Annotated in this window: 16 protein-coding genes and 1 riboswitch; of the genes, 6 read left to right on the top strand and 10 right to left on the bottom strand. The window is 64.7% G+C overall.

Annotation, left to right across the window (positions count from 1 at the left end; all coding sequences use genetic code 11):
* Positions 1 to 115: 115 nt before the first annotated feature.
* Together ruvB and IC234_RS12445 are read right to left on the bottom strand one after the other, a co-directional pair.
* Positions 116 to 1171, bottom strand: a complete 1056-nt coding sequence (gene ruvB / locus IC234_RS12450; RefSeq protein ID WP_190925052.1) for a Holliday junction branch migration DNA helicase RuvB — start codon at positions 1169 to 1171, stop codon at positions 116 to 118.
* Between the two features lie 200 nt (positions 1172 to 1371).
* Positions 1372 to 1719 carry an HIRAN domain-containing protein gene (locus IC234_RS12445; protein ID WP_190925050.1) on the bottom strand — a complete coding sequence of 116 codons (348 nt, stop codon included), beginning with the start codon at positions 1717 to 1719 and terminating at the stop codon, positions 1372 to 1374.
* A gap of 113 nt (positions 1720 to 1832) precedes the next feature.
* On the opposite strand from IC234_RS12445, the gene IC234_RS12440 reads away from it, so the two are divergent.
* On the top strand, positions 1833 to 2201 hold the full coding sequence (locus IC234_RS12440) for a hypothetical protein (protein ID WP_190925048.1): 369 nt from the start codon (positions 1833 to 1835) through the stop codon (positions 2199 to 2201).
* 77 nt (positions 2202 to 2278) lie between these two features.
* Here the strand turns inward: IC234_RS12440 and IC234_RS12435 are convergent, their stop codons facing one another.
* Positions 2279 to 3514, bottom strand: coding sequence for an acyl-CoA dehydrogenase family protein (locus IC234_RS12435; protein WP_223827655.1), 1236 nt, complete (start codon positions 3512 to 3514; stop codon positions 2279 to 2281).
* 185 nt (positions 3515 to 3699) lie between these two features.
* Between IC234_RS12435 and IC234_RS12430 the strand changes: the two genes are divergently transcribed.
* Positions 3700 to 5460, top strand: a complete 1761-nt coding sequence (locus tag IC234_RS12430) for an APC family permease (RefSeq protein ID WP_190925046.1) — start codon at positions 3700 to 3702, stop codon at positions 5458 to 5460.
* Positions 5461 to 5640: 180 nt separating this feature from the next.
* On the opposite strand, the gene IC234_RS12425 is transcribed toward IC234_RS12430, so the two are convergent.
* Positions 5641 to 7884 carry a TonB-dependent receptor gene (locus IC234_RS12425; protein WP_190925044.1) on the bottom strand — a complete coding sequence of 748 codons (2244 nt, stop codon included), beginning with the start codon at positions 7882 to 7884 and terminating at the stop codon, positions 5641 to 5643.
* A 60-nt stretch (positions 7885 to 7944) separates the two neighbouring features.
* A riboswitch (TPP riboswitch) is annotated at positions 7945 to 8050 on the bottom strand.
* 160 nt (positions 8051 to 8210) lie between these two features.
* Here IC234_RS12425 and IC234_RS12420 point away from each other — a divergent pair.
* Positions 8211 to 8435: a hypothetical protein gene (locus IC234_RS12420; protein ID WP_190925985.1), complete on the top strand. Its 225-nt coding sequence runs from the start codon at positions 8211 to 8213 to the stop codon at positions 8433 to 8435.
* Positions 8436 to 8441: 6 nt separating this feature from the next.
* Here the strand turns inward: IC234_RS12420 and IC234_RS12415 are convergent, their stop codons facing one another.
* The 3 genes from IC234_RS12415 to pnuC form a co-directional block, all read right to left on the bottom strand.
* Positions 8442 to 8897 (bottom strand): GNAT family N-acetyltransferase, encoded by a 456-nt coding sequence (locus IC234_RS12415; RefSeq protein WP_190925041.1) that lies wholly within the window; start codon positions 8895 to 8897, stop codon positions 8442 to 8444.
* A gap of 32 nt (positions 8898 to 8929) precedes the next feature.
* On the bottom strand, positions 8930 to 10369 hold the full coding sequence (locus IC234_RS12410; RefSeq protein ID WP_190925039.1) for an aldose epimerase family protein: 1440 nt from the start codon (positions 10367 to 10369) through the stop codon (positions 8930 to 8932).
* Between the two features lie 156 nt (positions 10370 to 10525).
* Positions 10526 to 11149 (bottom strand): nicotinamide riboside transporter PnuC, encoded by a 624-nt coding sequence (pnuC, locus tag IC234_RS12405; RefSeq protein ID WP_190925037.1) that lies wholly within the window; start codon positions 11147 to 11149, stop codon positions 10526 to 10528.
* 68 nt (positions 11150 to 11217) lie between these two features.
* On the opposite strand from pnuC, the gene IC234_RS12400 reads away from it, so the two are divergent.
* Positions 11218 to 11550, top strand: coding sequence for a rhodanese-like domain-containing protein (locus IC234_RS12400; protein ID WP_190925035.1), 333 nt, complete (start codon positions 11218 to 11220; stop codon positions 11548 to 11550).
* Between the two features lie 71 nt (positions 11551 to 11621).
* Complete coding sequence (locus tag IC234_RS12395; protein ID WP_190925033.1) at positions 11622 to 12410, top strand: YqjF family protein; 789 nt, start codon at positions 11622 to 11624, stop codon at positions 12408 to 12410.
* A gap of 7 nt (positions 12411 to 12417) precedes the next feature.
* On the opposite strand, the gene IC234_RS12390 is transcribed toward IC234_RS12395, so the two are convergent.
* On the bottom strand, positions 12418 to 12936 hold the full coding sequence (locus IC234_RS12390) for a hypothetical protein (protein WP_223827654.1): 519 nt from the start codon (positions 12934 to 12936) through the stop codon (positions 12418 to 12420).
* Between the two features lie 122 nt (positions 12937 to 13058).
* Here IC234_RS12390 and hrpB point away from each other — a divergent pair, with 122 nt between their 5' ends.
* Positions 13059 to 15665, top strand: coding sequence for an ATP-dependent helicase HrpB (hrpB, locus tag IC234_RS12385; protein WP_317173374.1), 2607 nt, complete (start codon positions 13059 to 13061; stop codon positions 15663 to 15665).
* A 70-nt stretch (positions 15666 to 15735) separates the two neighbouring features.
* Here the strand turns inward: hrpB and IC234_RS12380 are convergent, their stop codons facing one another.
* Complete coding sequence (locus IC234_RS12380; protein WP_190925031.1) at positions 15736 to 16575, bottom strand: FRG domain-containing protein; 840 nt, start codon at positions 16573 to 16575, stop codon at positions 15736 to 15738.
* Positions 16576 to 16741: 166 nt separating this feature from the next.
* Complete coding sequence (locus IC234_RS12375; protein WP_190925029.1) at positions 16742 to 17593, bottom strand: oxidoreductase; 852 nt, start codon at positions 17591 to 17593, stop codon at positions 16742 to 16744.
* Positions 17594 to 17732: the final 139 nt, after the last annotated feature.

Genomic DNA, 17732 nt, shown 5'->3' with positions numbered 1-17732 from the left:
GCGGCGCGTTCCGTTGGGCTAAACGATGCGTCTCGGCGTTAAACCTACACCGCATACGGCTGAGCATGCGGCGCGGACGCTGAGACGCGAAGTGTCGCGTCTCTACATCGCTCGGTCAGCTTGTTATCTCATCAAACAGGCTCACGCCGTTGTTGCCGCGCAGGTGGTTGGGCAACAGGCGGCCGAGGTGCTGGTACGCGGCCTCGGTGGCTTCGCGGCCGCGCGAGGTGCGCTTGATGTAGCCCTCCTGAATGAGGAAGGGCTCGTACACTTCCTCGATGGTTTCGCCTTCCTCGCCGCAGGCCGTGGCGATGGTGCTGATGCCCACCGGGCCGCCCTTAAACTTGTCGATGATGGTGGTGAGAATGCGCTTGTCCATGTCGTCGAGGCCGCGGGCGTCCACGTCGAGGGCGTTGAGGGCAAACTGCGCGATTTCGACCGTAATGGTGCCATTGCCCTTGATTTGGGCGAAGTCGCGGGTGCGGCGCAGCAGGTTGTTGGCAATGCGGGGCGTGCCGCGGGAGCGGCGGGCAATTTCAAAGGCCGCGTCCTCGTGAATGGGCGTGCCCAGGATTTCGGCCGAGCGCTGCACGATGGTAGTCAGCAGCTTGGAATCGTAGTACTCCAAGCGGGCCGAGATGCCGAAGCGGGCCCGCAGCGGTGCCGTGAGCATGCCCGAGCGCGTGGTGGCGCCCACCAGGGTGAAGGGCGAGAGCGAAATCTGCACCGAGCGGGCGTTGGGGCCTGAGTCGAGCATGATGTCGATGCGGTAGTCCTCCATCGCCGAGTACAGGTACTCTTCCACCACGGGGTTGAGACGGTGGATTTCGTCGATGAACAGCACGTCGTGCGGCTCCAGGTTGGTGAGCAGGCCGGCCAGGTCGGAGGGCTTGTCGAGCACCGGGCCGCTGGTCATCTTGATGCCCGAGCCCAACTCGTTGGCGATGATGTGCGAGAGGGTGGTTTTGCCCAGGCCGGGGGGGCCGTGCAGCAGCACGTGGTCGAGGGCGTCGCCGCGCTGTTTGGCAGCGGCCACGAACACCTTCAGGTTCTCCAGAATCTTGTCCTGGCCCGTGAAATCGTCGAAACTGAGCGGACGGAGGGCTTTGTCGATGTCCTTATCGGTAGCATCAAACCCGTCGATTCCGCCGGTGAGATAGGCTTCGCGCATAATGATATTGCTAAAATGATTGGTCAGTGCTTGCTAAGCGAATGAGTAACTATGTTGGAGACCAAAAAGCTCCTTCAGGGAAGTAAAAATTCGTCTGTCATCCTGAGCGCAGCGAAGGACCCTGCCTCATCCAAACGACTTTGGCTGACGTGACAAGGTCCTTCACTGCGCTCAGGATGACAGACGGTTTCCATCGCCGACTACTCGTGCAGCAGCACCTCAATGTCGAGGTGCAGCCAGTCGGTTTCCCAGGATTTGTGGTTGAGGCGGGCCGAGAGGTGCTTGCCAGCGTCGAGGAGCCGGGCCACGGTTTCGTTGCGGCCCTCGGGCAGGTAGCCGAGCCACACGTTGGCGGGGTCGGTGGCGGGGGCGGTGTGCACCTGCACGGCCCAGTCGTCGTAGTGGTTGTCGGCTTCGCGGCTCAGGTGCAGGGCCTGGCCCACCTGTAGCTTGGGCTCGTACTTCTCCAGGTTGGGGCGGTGCGAGGTGCCGGCCACGAGGCATTCGAGCAGCACGAGGGGTTCGGACGCGGGGACGATTTTCATCATGGGGCCAAATTACGGCGCGGACAGCGGGTTTTGGTTTTATGCAACTTCAACATTGCAAGCATAAAGTCTAAGTAAGTTGCGCGCCCATTTCACACTTCACTCCTTCAAACCGCATGAAAAAAATGTTTCTCCCCGCCGCGCTGGCGCTGGCCGTGGCTGGCTCGTGGGCCTTTTACCCGAAAGCCCCAGCCGATTCGGCGGGCTACATGATGGTCATTGGCACCGGCCGCACTTCGGGCCTGGCTTCCTACACGGCCGCCGTTACGGTGGTGCAGTCCGATGGGGAGCAGCAAACCCAGGAAGTCGACACCAAACTTCTGAATCGCAAGAATGCCGTGGCCGGCTTTGTCGATTTGCACAGGGCTGAGCTGGCCAAAATCAATCAGCTAACCGCCCAAGGCTGGCGCGTAATCAGCGTGACGCAGGGCAATAGTTTCCAGGGCGTCATCAACGAAACCACTTACTTGCTGGAAAAGCGCTGAGTGAACTCGCCCATTGTTGCCAAAAGAGCCGCCCCATATCCGGAGCGGCTCTTTTGGTAACTCATGATATGGGCAGCTTACTTGAACGCCTGAATGCCGGTGATGTCGGCGCCCGTGATGAGCAGGTGAATGTCGTGCGTGCCCTCGTAGGTAATCACCGATTCGAGGTTCATCATGTGGCGCATGATGGGGTACTCGCCCGTGATGCCCATGCCGCCGTGAATCTGGCGGGCTTCGCGGGCCACGTGCAGGGCCATTTCTACGGAGTTGCGCTTGGCCATGCTGATTTGGGCGCTGGTGGCTTTGCCCTCGTTTTTGAGCACGCCCAGGCGCCAAGCCATGAGTTGGGCCTTGGTGATTTCGGTAATCATCTCGGCCAGCTTCTTCTGCTGGAGCTGGTAGCTGGCAATGGGCTTGCCGAACTGCTCGCGCTGCAGCGAGTATTTCAGGGCCGACTCGTAGCAGTCGATGGCCGCGCCGATGGCGCCCCAGGCAATGCCGAAGCGGGCCGAATCGAGACAAGACAGCGGGCCTTTGAGACCGTCGACGTTGGGGAGGATGTTCTCTTTGGGGATTTTCACGTCCTCAAACACCAGCTCGCCGGTGGTGCTGGCGCGCAGGCTCCACTTGTTGTGGATTTCGGGGGTGCTGAAGCCTTCCATGCCGCGCTCCACGATGACGCCTTTGATGCGGCCCTGCTCGTTTTTGGCCCACACCACGGCTACCTGGCACTCGGGCGAGTTTGATATCCAGAGCTTGGCCCCGTTCAGCAGGTAATGGTCGCCCATGTCCTTGATGTTGGTGGTCATGCCGCCGGGGTTCGAGCCGTGGTCGGGCTCGGTGAGGCCGAAGCAGCCCAGCCACTCGCCGCTGGCGAGCTTGGGCAGGTACTTTTTGCGTTGCTCTTCGGAGCCGTAGGCGTAGATGGGGAACATCACCAGCGAGCCCTGCACCGAAGCAGTGGAGCGCATGCCGGAGTCGCCGCGCTCAATTTCCTGCATAATCAGGCCGTAGCTAATGTAGTCGAGGCCGCCGCCGCCATATTCCTGCGGAATGGTGGGGCCGAAGGCGCCCACGTCGCCAAATTTGCGCACGATTTCTGAAGGGAAGTGCGCGTCCTGCGCCCACTTCTCGATGTTGGGCGAAATCTCCTTTTTCACGAAGTCGCGGATGCTCTGGCGAATGAGCAGGTGCTCTTCGGTGAGCAGGCCGTCGAGGTCGAAATAATCGGTGAAGCCGTTGGCGTTGGTGCTGCCTTTCTGGGCGGTGTGGGCTTTGGCTTCGGGGGAGAGTACGTCGGCTTGCGAGGACATAAGCGGAAAAGTGGGGTGGTGGGAATTGGGTGGGAGTATGGCCGCAAAGGTAACAGCCGGGACCGAGGCGCGGTTCGGCCCGCGCCGGGCACGGCGGGGGCGGGCCCAGCCGGGGCGTGGCCAGCCGGGCCCCTCCTTTTGCCCGGCAAAGTCGTATGCTTGCCAAAATTCACTTGCTCCTTCCCATGTCCACTCCCGGACTTCCCACCCACCACGCGCCCAAGCTCAACGAGCTGGAAGCCACCGCCATTTGCGGCAACGACATTTCCTCGTCGTGCCTCTACGTATCGGCGCTGGCCATTTCCTACGCCGGGCAGTATGCCTGGCTGGCCCTGCTGGTGGTGGGCGCGGTGCTGTTTTTGTTCCGCAAAATCTACGGCGAGGTGGTGGGCGCCCTGCCCCTGAACGGCGGCGCCTACAACGTGCTGCTGAATACCACCAGCAAGCGCAACGCTGCGCTGGCCGCCTGCCTCACCATCCTGTCGTACATGGCCACGGCCGTGCTTTCGGCCAACGAGGCCATGCACTACCTGCACACGCTGTGGCAGGAGCTGCCCATCATTTGGGCCACGGTGGGGCTGCTGGGGCTGTTTTTGCTGCTCACCATTCTGGGCATGTCGGAGTCGGCCATTGTGGCCGTCATCATTTTTCTCACGCACCTGGCTTCGCTCACGCTGCTGGTGGGCGTGGCGGGCTGGTACCTGGCCACCCACGGCCTGCACAACCTGGCCCTCAACTTCCAAGTGCCGGTGAAAGGCGGCAGCATCCTCAACGCGCTGTTTTTTGGGTTTAGCGCGGCCATGCTGGGCATTTCGGGCTTCGAGAGCTCGGCCAACTTCGTGGAGGAGCAAGCCCAAGGCGTATTTCAGAAAACGCTGCGCAACATGTGGGTGGTGGTCACGGTGTTCAACCCGCTCATTGCCTTCCTGGCCATTGCGGTGCTGCCGCTGGCGGAAGTGGGCCAGCACACCGAAACGCTGCTCTCGCACCTGGGCCGCGTGACGGGCGGGCCGTGGCTGGGCACGGCCATTTCGGTGAATGCGGTGGCCGTGCTGAGCGGAGCCGTGCTCACGTCTTTCGTGGGCGTAAGCGGCCTGATGAAGCGCATGACCCTGGACCGCATCCTGCCGCAGCTTTTCCTGAAAGAGAACAAGCGCGGCAGCAACTACCTCATCCTGTTGGTGTTCTTTTTGTTGTGCGTGTCGGCGCTGTTCATCACGCAGGGGCAGCTGGGCCCGCTGGCGGGCGTCTACACCATCTCATTCTTGTCGGTGATGGCCTTTTTTGCCCTCGGCAACTTCCTGCTGAAAGGCAAGCGGCCCAACCTGCCGCGGCCCGTGTACGCGGGCATTCTCACGGTCACGCTGGCCTTGCTGGGCGTGCTGCTGGCCTTGTTCGGCAACATCAAGATTCATCCCGAATACCTGATTGTGTTCCTGCAATACTTCCTGCCGGCCATGGCCGTGGTGTCCATCATGCTCAACCGCATTGCCATTCTCAACCTGGCGCTGTCGGCGGCCGAGCAACTGGCCCGGCACCTGCCGCGGGTGGCGCGACTGGCCCGCCTCAAGGTGCGCCGGCAGCTGAAGGAGCTGGCCCAGCAGGAATTCGTGTTTTTCACGAAGGGCGACAACGTCTCGAACCTCAACAAGGTGATGGCCTACGTGGTGGAAAATGAATTCACCAACCGCCTGCGCATCGTGACCTTGCTCAGGGAAGGCGAGAAATACCCCGAGGAGCTGTTGAACGACATTCGGGTGCTGGACCGCGCTTATGAGCAGATTGAGGTCGAGTTCGTGACCATGCACGGCACCTTCGGCCCAGCCTTGATTGAGGAGCTTTCCAAGCAGTGGAAAATCCCCAAAAACTTCATGTTCATCGGCTCGCCCGGCGACCGGTTTCCGTATCAGATTTCGGAGCTGGGCGGCGTGCGGCTGATTATCTGAACCACGGATTCCTGCGGATTTTACGGATTGCGCGGATTTTGTGGACGGCGCCAGCGGGCAGCGGAAGCTCAACAAAAAAGGCCACTCTGATGAGTGGCCTTTTTGCAGATGGGCAATTGTAGCATTCGTCCACAAAATCCGTGCAATCCGTAAAATCCGCAGGAATCCATGGTTCAGACATCAAAATCGCACATTGAGCGAGGCCAGGAAATTGGTCTTGGCTTGCGGGTAATAGTAGTTGAAGTACTGCGTTTGCCCGCCGTACACATAGCCGTAGGTGTAGCCGTTGTTCACGTACTCGGTGGCAAATATGTTGTTGACCAGCACGGCCAGCTCCACTTCCCGGAAGCCCCATTTCTGCGGCTGCCAGAGGTAGCGCAGGCGCACGTCCTGCACGTAGTAGGGGGCAATGCTGCGGGCTTCGGTGCTGGTGTTGTCGAGGTACTGGCGGCCGGCGTAGCGGGCCAGCGTGGCCAGCTTCAGGCCGGGCAGGGCTTCGTACTCCACGGTGTAGGCGGCCGTGAAGCCGGGCGAAAACGCGATGTTGGTTTGGGAGAAGGTGGTGGCTTTTTCGCCGCCCTGGTCGTAATCGGTCAGGTAATCGGTGTAGTTGTTGATTTTGTTCTGGCTGACGGTGGCCGTGGCCGTCAGGCTCAGGGCCGGCACGGGGCGGTAGGTCACCTGGCCTTCCACGCCGCGGCGGTAGCTCTCGGCCACGTTGGTGTGAATGGCATTGCCCACGTCGTCGAGGCGGCCGCTCAGCACCAGCTGGTTGCGGTAGTACATGTAGTAGAAGTTTAGGTTGGCCTGCACTTTTTCGGTGGCGCGGCGCAGGCCCAGCTCGTAGTTGTAGAGCGTCTCGGCGGTGGGCCGGCGCTCGGCGGGCGTGTCGGTGTAGTCGGTGCGGGTGGGCTCGCGCTGGGCCAGCGCAAAGGAGGCGTATAGCTGCGTAGCGGGGCGCAGCTGGTAGGTGAGGCCAAACTTGGGGTTGAGGAAGTTGAAGCGAGTCGCTTGCTGGCTTTTGGCACCGTCGGGCCGGCCGTCGGGCGCGTACAGCTCGTAGCGCACGAAGCGGTATTGCAGGTCGGCAAAGCCCGCCAGCTGGCTCGTCAGGTCCAGGTTCAGGCGGCCGTACACGTTCACGTCCTGCTTGTGGGCGTTGGGCTCGTCGTTGTAGCGCGTGCCGGTTTCGGGGATGAACGTGCCGCGCTGGGCCCAGGTCAGCTCGTCAAAGTGCTGGCCCCGGTAGCCCACCACGGCCCCGCCCAGCGTGGCCTCGGTGATGCGCCCGGTCACGGGCCGGGCCTGCAGGGCGAAGGTGGCACCGTACATGTCGGTTTTCAGCCAGCGCCGCCGAATGACGTCGGTGGTGCGCAGCGTATCGAACCCACCGCCGGCCGCCGGCTGGTACACCGGCCCGCCGATGCCGTACTTCTCGAATTCCTGATTGGCCTTATATTCCTCGTAGTAGCCGCCCCCGCGCGTCCAGAAGGGCGTCACGCTCAGGTTGAGGGTGGGCGTTAGCTGGCGCGAAATCAGGAACTGGTAGTAGTCCTGCTGGTAGTTGTCGGTCTGGTTTTTATAGGCCGGCAGGTGCTGGCCGGCGTCGGTGCCAGCCTCGTTGTAGCGGCGGTTGCGGCGCAGCAGCGAGTCGGCCAGGCCGTACCAGCTTTGGTAAGTGGTTTCGTAGCCGGTGAGCACGAGGGCGCGCAGCAGGGTCTTGTCGTCGGAGTACGTGCCGGTCAGATACAGCGACTTCAGCCGCGACGAGGCGCGGTCGACGTAGCCGTCGCTCTGCACCCGCGAGGCCCGGGCGTCCACCGTGAAATGGCCATTGATAAGCCCCGTGCCGGCCATGATGGTCGATTTCCAGGTACCAAACGAGCCGGCCGAGTTGTTGACTTCGGCGTAGGCCTTGGGCCGCAGGCCGAGGGTTTCCACGTTCAGGCTGGCCCCGAAGGCACCCGCGCCGTTGGTGCTGGGCCCGGCCCCGCGCTGCACCTGAATGCTTTGGGTGGACGAGGCCAAATCCGGCAAATCCACAAAAAACACGCCGTGGCTTTCGGCCTCGTTCACCGGCACGCCGTTCAGCGTCACGTTGATGCGGGTGCCGTCGGTGCCGCGAATGCGGATGCCGGTGTAGCCCACGCCGGTACCCGCGTCGGAGGTCGTCACCACGCTCGGCGTCTGGTCGAGCAGGTAAGGGATGTCCTGGCCGAAGTTGCGGGCCTGCAGCTCCTGGCGGCTCACGTTCTGGTAAGCAGTGCCGGTTTTGTCGGTGGCGCGGGTGGCCGTCACCACCGCTTCGGGCGTGAGAATGCGGCGCACCTTGCTCGTATCGGGCAAGGCGGGGGGTTGTTGGGCCCGCGCCGGGGCAGTAGCCAGCCCCATTAGGGCGGCGCCCGCAAGCAGTACAGTTTTCAAAAAAGGAAAAGACTATAAGTGGAACGCGCCGTCGCCCCAGGGGTCGGAGCGGCGGCGGAAACGTCCGCGGATTGTTTGTTCCCTGCGCCGGCATTACCCGGTTCAGGTTCGATGGGTATCATCTCAGCCGCGGTTGACCTCAACCGCAGCACCCCTAAACATGCCGCAAAGGTAACACCCGGGGCGCCCGCCATCTTTTTTTCTCGTTCCGCACGCCCGAAGCGCGGACGTTTACTGACTGTCAGTTAATTTAGGGACGTCGGCCGCGCAACGCCGGGCCGCGCGCCTGCGTTGTAGGATTCCGCACCGCTCAAGTCGTTTTTGCCATGTTCAGCCTCGTCTACGCCGTCGCCTTTTGCGCCTTTTTCCTGTTCGTGCTGGTCATGCCGCGTCGGCGGCGTGTGCTGCCCCCACCCCCGCCCCACGACGGCGACGACGACGGCGGCGAACCGCACGACCCCGGCCTGCCCGACCTCGACCTGCCGCCCGGCATCTCGCGCCCCATCAATGACTGGGAGCCCGAGTACAACCGCCGCCGCATCGGCGTGTAGTGGTCCTTATGCCGGGTTTCCGTCTGCTTCATGGCCGGCCAGCTCCTGCAGCTGGCCGGCCATGCGCACGTACGGGATGGGGCCTTTGTAAAAAATTTCGCCTTCGGGCCGCAGGCCGAAGCGCGCATAAAACCCGGCGCTGTCCTGCCGGGCATCGCACCAGATGTGCCGGGCTCCCAGCCGCTGCGCTTCCGTAAACGTGCGGCGCAGCAGGGCGCTGCCCACGCCCTGCCGCTGGCAGTCGGGGCGGGTGGCAAACTTGCGAAAACGGGCCTCCGCCCCCGTCACAAACAGGGAGATGACGGCCACCAGCTCGCCCCGCCGGAAGGCCCCGAAATGGTGCCCGGCGTGGTCGTCCGCAAGTTTGACGTATTCCAGCGGCTTGTCGGGCCAGAGCACCTGATGCCGCAGGGCGTAGGTAGCGGCGGGCGCAATGGGGCGAATGGCAACGGCGCTGGGCATGGCAATAAGAACCGGATAAACTCGTCGTCGAACTAGCCCACCTCAATGGTGTAGGCGGCCGTGAACACCTGGCCCGGCTCCAGGGTCAGGATGCCTTCCTTGTCGCGCAGTTCGCCGGGGGCGCCGTCGGGGCTGGCCACGCCGTGCCAGGGCTCCACGCACACAAAGCCCGCGCCGGGCCCTTTGGTCCAAAGGCCCAGGTAGGGAAAGCCGTCGAACTGAAAGCGCACGAACCGCTCCGACTTGCGCGAGCGCAGCGTGAGGCTCGTGAAGTCGTAGTGCTTGAACACCAGGGCGTCGTCGGCGAAAAGCGCGTAGCTGAGCGGCAGTTCCTGCTCGTCGTTCAGCACGGGCGCGGTCTGGCCCGTGAGCAGGCCGCCCCGAAGCAGGTGGCGCTCCAGGGTCACGGGGTGGTCGAACTGGAAGAAATAGTCGTCGAAAGACTCGTCGGGCAGCAGGGGGCAGCGCACCGCCGGGTGCGCGCCGATGCTGAACAGCAGCGGCTGGTTTTCGGCGGGGTTGCGCACGTCCCAGCGCACGGTGAGCTGGGCGTCGCGCAGGGTGTAGGTGATGGTGAGCTCAAAGGCAAACGGAAACACCGTTTGGGTGGCCTCGTCGTGCCGCAGCTGAAACACCAGCTCGGTATCGTTGTGGCGTAGCACCGCAAATTCTTGGTCGCGGGCGAAGCCGTGCTGGGGCAGTTTGTAGTCGCGCCCTTCGTAGTGGTAGGCGTCGTTGGGCAGGCGGCCCACCAGCGGAAACAGCACGGGCGCGTGGCGGGCCCACACGGCGGGGTCGCCGGGCCAGATGTATTCTAGGTGGTGGGCGGTGGTGACGAGGCTGGTGAGCTCGGCGCCGTGGGCGGCAAACACGGCTTGGCAGTGCGGCGTGCGCAGGGTGTAGGTGGGCATGGTGGCGGTGGGCAACAAAACTTCTGGCGATGAAATACGGCGTTCGGCGGCGTGCAGGAGCTCATCCACGAGGAAGCGCGCCTGGGCAAACCGGCGGGCGGGCGGCCCCGAAATTTCGGCAAAGTTGGACATGCGGTCCCGCAGTTCGCGCTGGTATAGGTCGTAGAACTGCTGGCGCAGGTGGGGGTGCTCGCGCAGGGGGTCGGGTTGCCAGGGCATGTCGACGCCCATGAGCAGCACCAAATCATACTGCTGCTCATCAATCTGGCGCAGTATCCACTCGGGGCAGGTGCCGAAGGCGTGCTCGGCCCAGATTTTTATCACCAGCAGGTCGCTGTCGAAAAACACCACGCGGTGGGCCGTACGCAGGGCGTCGGCTTCGGCCTGCAGCTGGCCGCGGGCCATTTCCTCCAAGTCGGCCAGGGTGTAGTGCGGGCCGGTTTCGGCCAGGTACTCGCGGGCGTATTCGGGGGCGAAGGACGTGCCGTAGTGCGCCGCCAGCTGGGCAGCCAACGTCGATTTGCCCGTTGATTCGGGGCCAGTTAAAGAAATGCGCAGCAAAGGGGGTGGTGGAGAGGGCGGCGGGGATGGGAAAGGCGCCGACGCCTCGGAGTCGTTAGGGGTGGATAACGCGGGTGTCTCCGGGCGGTGTGGCGTGGCAAAGATTGCAGGAAGCCACGACTTAATTACCTTTTTCTTTCACTATCTGCTTCCTTCTTAAGGAGTAACCACCGCGGCCACTTCGCGCCGCCACTGCCAGTAACCGTAGGCCGCCAGCCCCAGAAACACCACGTAGAGGCCGCTGGTGAGGTAGAGGTCGCGGTGCCAGTACATGCCCACGTAGGCCACGTCGACCCCAATCCAAAGCAGCCAGTTTTCGAGGTGGCGGCGCGACAACAGCAGCTGGGCCACCAGGCTGATGGCCGTGGTGGTGCTGTCCCAGTAGGGCAGCGCGGCATTGGTGTACGTCACCAATAATACGCCTGCTACCCCCGCGTACAGCACGCCTGCCACGCCCAGCCACACCGCCAGCCGGCGGGGCGTGCGCGTGATGGGCAGCTCCGGCCCCGTGGCTTTGCGCAACCACTTCACCCACCCATATATCAGCAAGGCAATGAAGGCCAGCTGCAGGCCGGCGTCGGAGTAGAGCCGGCTTTGCCAGAACACCACCAGGTAAAGAATGCCGTTGACGACGCCCACGGGGAAATTCCAGATGGAATTGCGGGCCGCCAGCCACACGCAGGCCGCCCCGGTGACCACCGCCGCCACCTCCAGCGGGGAGGACGACTGAACGGCGACCCGGACCGCCGTCAAAACATCAAACAAAAGCAGTGCAGCCACGGAACAGAAACAAGCGAGGCCGCAAGGTAGAGCCCCTCCCCTACTTTTGCGCCCTCTAACGCCCTGCCATGGAAAGCGCCCCGCTGGAAATAACCGCCGCCGAACTGCACCGCCGCCTGCAAGCCGGCCACGACCTGCAGCTCATCGACGTGCGCGAACCCGAAGAATATGACTACTGCCACCTGCCCGGCAGCCAGCTCGTGCCCCTGAGCAAGTTCACGCGCCGCACCACCGAAATTCGGGAGGTAGGCCCCGTAATTGTCATCTGCCACCACGGCGTGCGCTCGGGCCAGGCCGCGGGCTACCTGCGCCAGCGCCTGGGCCGCACCAACGTGCTGAACCTGCGCGGCGGCGTGGCGGCCTGGGCCGAACAGGTAGACCCCACGTTTCCGACCTACTGACGGCGGCGCCCCGCCACGCGCCGTAATCGTTTGGGGCCTGAATCCGTTGTAGGAGAACAACGCTTCTACTTATGGCCGATTTTGCATTTGCGCCCTTGGGCGTTGCCGACCCCAACGCCCCCACCCTGGCGGCTCGCCTGGCCTTGCGCGAGCGGCCTCTGGGCGCACCGCTGCTGCGCCAGCAGTGGAGCGACCTGCTGTTTATGCACTGGCCGGTGCCGGCGGCGCTGTTGCAGCCGCTGCTGCCGCCCCGCCTCCGCGTCGACACCTACGACGGCCTGGCCTGGCTGGCGGTGGTGCCCTTCAAGATGTCGAAGGTGAGCACCCGCCTCACGCCGCCCGCGCCCGGCACCGACGAGTTTCTGGAGCTGAACGTGCGCACCTACGTGCACCTCGACGGCGTGCCGGGCGTGTGGTTTTTCTCGCTCGATGCCACCAGTCCGCTGGCCGTGTGGGTGGCGCGCACCTTTTTTCACCTGCCCTACCTGCGCGCCACCATGCGCCTGGACAGCCCTGGCCCGCAGCTGCGCCAGTTCACGGCCCGGCGCACGCAGGGGCGCATGCCGGCCGCCATCTTCCGCGCCACCTGGAAAATTGGGGCGCCCCTGCCCCCGGCCGAGCCCGGCTCGCTGGCCTTCTTCCTCACCGAGCGCTACTGCCTCTACGCCAGCAACAAAGCCCACACCAAGCTCTACCGAGGCCGGGTGGCCCACCAGCCCTGGCCGCTGAGCGCAGCGCAGGTGCTGCACTACGAGTCGACATTGGTGGAAAGCCACGGGCTGCCCACGCCCGCCGGGGCGCCGCTGGTGCACGCGGGCGGCCCAGTGAGCGTGGAGCTGTGGCCCATGCAGCGGGTGTAGCGGGCCGTTACGCGCGCAGCCAGCGCGTCATGCGCGGGAAGGCCTCGGTGGTCGTCAGGTCCATCCACACCAGCAAGGGCAGGCCGGGGAAGATGCCCTGCCTGAAATTTTCCAGCATCCAAACACTGCTGTCTCGGTAGCCGGCGGGGTGAAACACGACTTCGGGCGGCACGCCAATGGCCCGGGCGGCGGCGTACGACCAGAGCATGGCCACGATTTCATCGCCGTCGGTCCCGGCCTGCTCGGGCTTGCCGGCCATCACGTTGCCCGACAGCCGGGCACGCTCGGCAGCGGGCGTCACGGACAGGTGGCCCGCCTCGTGCAGGATGTCGCCGGGGTAAAGCAGCTTGGCAAGGTCGATGAGCAAACCGCCGCTTTCGATAAGAATGCCGGGCAGGAAGGTATCGGCAGTCAACTCAGCTTCTTGAGTTGGAATGCCAATCTCGGCCAAAAACTGCCGCATGGCAGGCAGGTGGGCAAGGGCTGCCGCATCGGCGGAGCGGGGGGCAGGGTGGTTGTCGGGCATGGCAGAAGTGAGAAGCGGCTGCAAACCAAACGTAGCGCCGTTTCAATCATTTCCCGTTGCAGCAGATGCCCCGCCCGCTTCTTATCCGCCGCTCCCGCTGGTTCAGGGCGTAATTTTGCCGGGTGAACCCTGCCTTCGTTTTGCCGCCGCTGCCCGACTTGCCCATTCTCGCGGCGCTGCCTGCCTTGCGGGCAGCGCTGGCGGCCAATCGCCGCGTGGTGCTGGAAGCCCCGCCCGGCGCCGGCAAAACCACCGTGGTGCCGTTGGAGCTGCTGGCCGCCGAGTGGCGCGCCCCGCAGGATAAAATTCTGGTGCTGGAGCCGCGCCAGCTGGCCGTGCGCGGCGCGGCGGCCCGCCTGGCCCAGCTGCTGGGCGAACCCGTGGGCCGCACCATCGGCTACCGCGTGCGGCTCGACAGCAAAGTGAGCGCCGAAACCCGCGTGGAAGTCATCACGGAGGGCATTCTCACCCGCATGATTCAGGACGACCCGGCCCTGGAAGGCGTAGCGGCCGTGGTGTTTGACGAGTTTCACGAGCGCAGCCTCAACGCCGACCTGGGCCTGGCGCTGGCGCTGGACGCGCAAGCCGTGCTGCGCGATGATTTACGCATTCTCATCATGAGCGCGACGCTGGAAGCGCAGCGACTGGGGCAGTGGCTGCCCGCGCCGGTGGTGTCGTCGGCCGGCTTTTTGTTTCCCATCGAAACGCACTACCTCGACCCGCGCCGGGCTTCGAGCCTGCCCAGCAAGCCCAATGAGCGGCTGGCCGAGCTGGTGCCGGCCCAGGTGAAACTGGCCTTGAACGCGCACGCCGAAGGCGACATTCTGGTGTTTCTGCCCGGCGTGGCCGATTTGCAGCGCAGCGCCCGCAAGCTCGAATTCTTGCCCGACCACGTCGACTTGCACCTGCTGCACGGCGAGCTGCCCCTCGAAGCCCAGGACGCCGCCCTGCGCCCCGTGCGCGGCGGCCGACGCAAGGTCATCCTCGCCACCAGTATTGCCGAAACCAGCCTCACCATTGAGGGCGTGCGCGTGGTGATTGACGGCGGCTTTGCGCGGGTGCCGCGCTTTGTGCCGCGCACCGGCTTCACCACCCTCGAAACCGTGCCCGTGGCCCGCGCCGCCGCCGACCAGCGCCGGGGCCGCGCCGGCCGCCTCGCGCCCGGCACCTGCTACCGTCTCTGGACCGAAGCCGAGCACCACAGCCTGCCCGCCCACCGCCCGCCCGAAATCCAGACCGCCGACCTCAGCGGCCTGGCGCTGGAGCTGGCCCTCTGGGGCACTGCCGACCCCGCCGGCCTGCGGTGGCTGGACGTGCCGCCGGCGGCCGCCTTTGCTCAGGCCAGCGACCTGCTGTTGCGACTGGGGGCGTTGGCAACCGATGCAACTTCGACGAAGCCCACTCCGCACGGCCGGCAACTGGCCGCGCTGGGCCTACCGCCGCGCCTTGGCCACCTGGTGGTACGCGGGCAGGAGCTGGGACACGGGGCCGCGGCGGCCGCCTTGGCTGCCTTGCTGGCCGAGCGTGACTTGCTGCGCTGGGCCTCGCCCACCGACACGCGCCCGGCACCGCCCGACCTGCGTTTGCGCCTGGAGGCCCTGGCCAGCGGCCGCCCGCCGCTGCCGGGCCTGGCCTTGCACCACGCTACGCTGCAACGGGCGCGCGACGTGGCTCGCAACCTCACCGGCCGTCTGGGCAAAGCCGCGGCCACGGCTCCTCGCGCACTCACTGATTCGCCCGTGGGCCTGCTCACTGCGCTGGCTTACCCTGACCGGCTGGCCCAGCGCGAAACCCACGACCGGCTGCGCCTCGTGACGGGCCAACGCGTGAGCCTGAACACCACCGACGTCGACCCGCAGGCCACGTTTTTTGCGGTGGCACACTTGGCGGGCACGGCCTCGGCCCCGCGGGCTACGCTGGCGGCACCGCTGGGACAAGACGAGCTGGAGCTGGCCTTTGCCGACCAGATTACCACTACCGACGAAGTGCGCTACGACCCGGCCGCCCAACGCGTGACCGGCCGCCGGGTGCGGCGCCTCGGCGCCCTGCTGCTCGACGAAAAAGTCATCGGCCAGCCCAACGCCGAGCTGGTGGCCGCGGCCTTGCTGCACTACCTGCAGGAGGCTAGTGTGAGCAAGCTGAACTGGACCGCCTACGCCCGGCAGCTGCAGCAGCGCCTGGAGTTTCTGCGGCAGCACTTCCCCACCGCCGCAGATGGCGCGGCCGAAGCGTGGCCCGCCTTCGACGAGGAGACGCTGACCCAGGAGCTGGCCGAGTGGCTGGGCCCGCATCTGGCCGGCCTTAAAACCCTCGCCGACGTGCAGCGCCTCGACCTGACGGAGCCGCTGCTGGCCCGCTTGCCCGGCGGCTGGGCCCAGCGCCAGGCCCTCGACCGCCTCGCCCCGGCCGAGCTGGAGGTGCCCAGCGGCTCGCACATCACCCTCGACTACAGCGACCCCGCCGCGCCCGTGCTGGCGGTGAAGCTGCAGGAGCTGTTCGGCCTCACCGAAACGCCCACGGTGGCGGGCGGGCTGGTGCCGTTGTTGCTGCACCTGCTGTCGCCGGGCGGTCGGCCCGCACAAGTCACGCGCGACCTGCGCAGCTTTTGGGAAAAAGGGTATTTCGAAGTGCGCAAGGATTTAAAGGGCCGCTACCCCAAGCATCCCTGGCCGGATAAGCCGATGGAGCACATTCCCACCAAACTGACCAAAAAGCGACTAGGGCAATAAATTCAGTGAACAGTAAGCAGCGAGTAATTGAAACAAAATATCCCTTGCTCACTGTTCACTGCTAGCTAAATCACCGCATCTCGTTCTCATCCAAGAAGCTACGGCCATCGGTGCGGGGCGAGTAGTGCCGGTGCAGCCAGCGGCTGAGGCCACCGAGGCCGGGCAGCAGCACCCGCTCGGTGATGTTGGCTTGGTCGAGCTTGTCGCGCACTTCCCACTTCAGCTCGGCCGGGATGATGATGCGGAAATACAGTTCGGGGCGGTCGGCCAGCCAGTCGTGCAGCACGCTTTGGGCGGTGCTCATCAGCGAAAACAAGGCGTACTGGTGCACGATGCGGGCATCGAGGCTGGGCGGCTCCAGAAACAGCACGTAGGGCTCGGCCTGCAGCTGCTCTAGGTCGTGCAGGCTGCTGCTCACGGGTTGCAGCAGTTCGGAGGTGAAGACGTTGGACCCCTCCTGGCGCAGGGCCTGGCGCAGGCGTTCGGGCAGGTGCTCGGCGGCTTTCACGTAGTTCAGGGCCCACACGATGCCGTCTTCGTGGTAGGCGTCGAGGTCGTCGGTGGCGAAGTGCAGGGCCACGTAGGGCGAGTACGTCCAGTCGAGCAGGCGGGTGGGCAGGCCGTGGTGCTGGGCCAGGGCCAGCCAGTCCCAAGTGCTGGCGCCGGCGGCCTGCATGGGCGTGTCGCGGGCGTATTTGCGGAAGTTGCGCAGCAGGTGGTGCTCCAGGCGGTGGTATTCGCCGCCGAGGCGTTGCAGGCTGGTATTGAGCAGGTAATGGCGCGAGCGGCTGCCTCGGTACACAAACGGCGAGCGAAACCGCCCAATGCGCCCGTCCCAGGTGTTCTGGAACAGCAGGCGCTGCAAGTCCTCCCAGGAATCGGCGCGGTGGTCGTTGGTGGAATGCGGCATGGGACGAAGATACGCCGGGCAGGCAGCCGGAGCGGGTTTAAGAATTCATTTAAAAAAGGTCCTGCTGAACGCAGGCGAAGCCTCTCTGCCGTGGAAGTAATTATTTACTCCCGTAGCAGAGAGGCTTCGCCTGCGCTCAGCAGGACCTTTTATTCGGCAGCCAGCGCTATTCTCCCGCCGGAAAATCGGCGGCATCGCCCATGTCGGCGTACTGCTCCAGCTCTTTGGTGAGGGCCGCAAACTTCTCGCGGGCGCCCTTCACGGCGGCTTTGCCCAGGGGCAGGTGCAGGGGCGGGTTTTCCATGTGCACCACTTCGTACATGGCTTTGGCGGCGCGCACGGGGTCGCCAGGCTGGCGGCCGCTGTAGCCCTCAATGCCGCGGATGTTTTCGCCCACGGTGGGCTGGTAATCGTCGATTTTCGTGTTGGCAATGGTGGCCGACTCGCCGGCCCACTTGGTGCGGAAGCCGCTGGGCTCGATGTTGGTAACCTTGATGCCCAGCGGGCCCACCTGCTGGCTCAGGCTCTCGCCAATGGCCTCCAAGGCAAATTTCGAGGCGTTGTAGATGCCCACACCAGGGAAAGTTTTCAGCCCGCCAATGCTGGTGATGTTGAGCACGTGCCCGCTTTTGCGCTCGCGCAAGTGCGGCAGCACGGCCCGCAGCACGTGCAAGGCTCCGAACACGTTCACGTCGAACTGGCGCTGCACTTCCTCGGCCGGCACCTCTTCGATGCTGCCCATGGAGCCATAGCCGGCGTTGTTCACCACCACGTCGAGGTGGCCAAAACGCGCGATGGAGTCGGCAACGGCGGTTTTTACCTGGCCTTCGTTGGTCACGTCGGCCACCACGCCGAGGGTGCGGTCGGGGGTTTTGGCGGTGAAGTCGGCGGCCTGCTCGGGCTTACGGAAGGTGGCGGCCACGCGGCCGCCTTGTTCGAGCACGTGGTCGGCCAGGGCTTCGCCGAAGCCGGACGAGGCGCCGGTAATAAACCAGGTTTTGGGAGTGGAGTCGGGCATGATGGAATGCAATGAAATGGTAGGTGCTAAGACGGATTGCGCCCCCGAATTGTTTGAACCGCACCCCAAACCGTGCATAGTCGCCGCGGCACAACGCCCAACCCAATTTCTCGCCGTAACTTTGACTGGCAAAAGGTAC

The organism is Hymenobacter armeniacus (assembly GCF_014699055.1).
In the GTDB taxonomy this organism is placed as follows: domain Bacteria; phylum Bacteroidota; class Bacteroidia; order Cytophagales; family Hymenobacteraceae; genus Hymenobacter; species Hymenobacter armeniacus.
This window is presented reverse-complemented; position numbering and strand designations above follow the sequence as displayed.

What these genes read in the sequence shown, in the direction of transcription:
- IC234_RS12440 (WP_190925048.1), top strand. Translation starts at nt 1,833, where the DNA reads ATGAAAAAAATGTTTCTCCCCGCCGCGCTGGCGCTGGCCGTGGCTGGC.
- IC234_RS12395 (WP_190925033.1), top strand. Translation starts at nt 11,622, where the DNA reads ATGGCCGATTTTGCATTTGCGCCCTTGGGCGTTGCCGACCCCAACGCC.
- IC234_RS12445 (WP_190925050.1), bottom strand. Translation starts at nt 1,719, where the DNA reads ATGATGAAAATCGTCCCCGCGTCCGAACCCCTCGTGCTGCTCGAATGC.
- IC234_RS12380 (WP_190925031.1), bottom strand. Translation starts at nt 16,575, where the DNA reads ATGCCGCATTCCACCAACGACCACCGCGCCGATTCCTGGGAGGACTTG.
- ruvB (WP_190925052.1), bottom strand. Translation starts at nt 1,171, where the DNA reads ATGCGCGAAGCCTATCTCACCGGCGGAATCGACGGGTTTGATGCTACC.
- IC234_RS12420 (WP_190925985.1), top strand. Translation starts at nt 8,211, where the DNA reads ATGTTCAGCCTCGTCTACGCCGTCGCCTTTTGCGCCTTTTTCCTGTTC.
- IC234_RS12415 (WP_190925041.1), bottom strand. Translation starts at nt 8,897, where the DNA reads ATGCCCAGCGCCGTTGCCATTCGCCCCATTGCGCCCGCCGCTACCTAC.
- IC234_RS12435 (WP_223827655.1), bottom strand. Translation starts at nt 3,514, where the DNA reads ATGTCCTCGCAAGCCGACGTACTCTCCCCCGAAGCCAAAGCCCACACC.
- IC234_RS12400 (WP_190925035.1), top strand. Translation starts at nt 11,218, where the DNA reads ATGGAAAGCGCCCCGCTGGAAATAACCGCCGCCGAACTGCACCGCCGC.
- IC234_RS12390 (WP_223827654.1), bottom strand. Translation starts at nt 12,936, where the DNA reads ATGCCCGACAACCACCCTGCCCCCCGCTCCGCCGATGCGGCAGCCCTT.
- IC234_RS12430 (WP_190925046.1), top strand. Translation starts at nt 3,700, where the DNA reads ATGTCCACTCCCGGACTTCCCACCCACCACGCGCCCAAGCTCAACGAG.
- IC234_RS12375 (WP_190925029.1), bottom strand. Translation starts at nt 17,593, where the DNA reads ATGCCCGACTCCACTCCCAAAACCTGGTTTATTACCGGCGCCTCGTCC.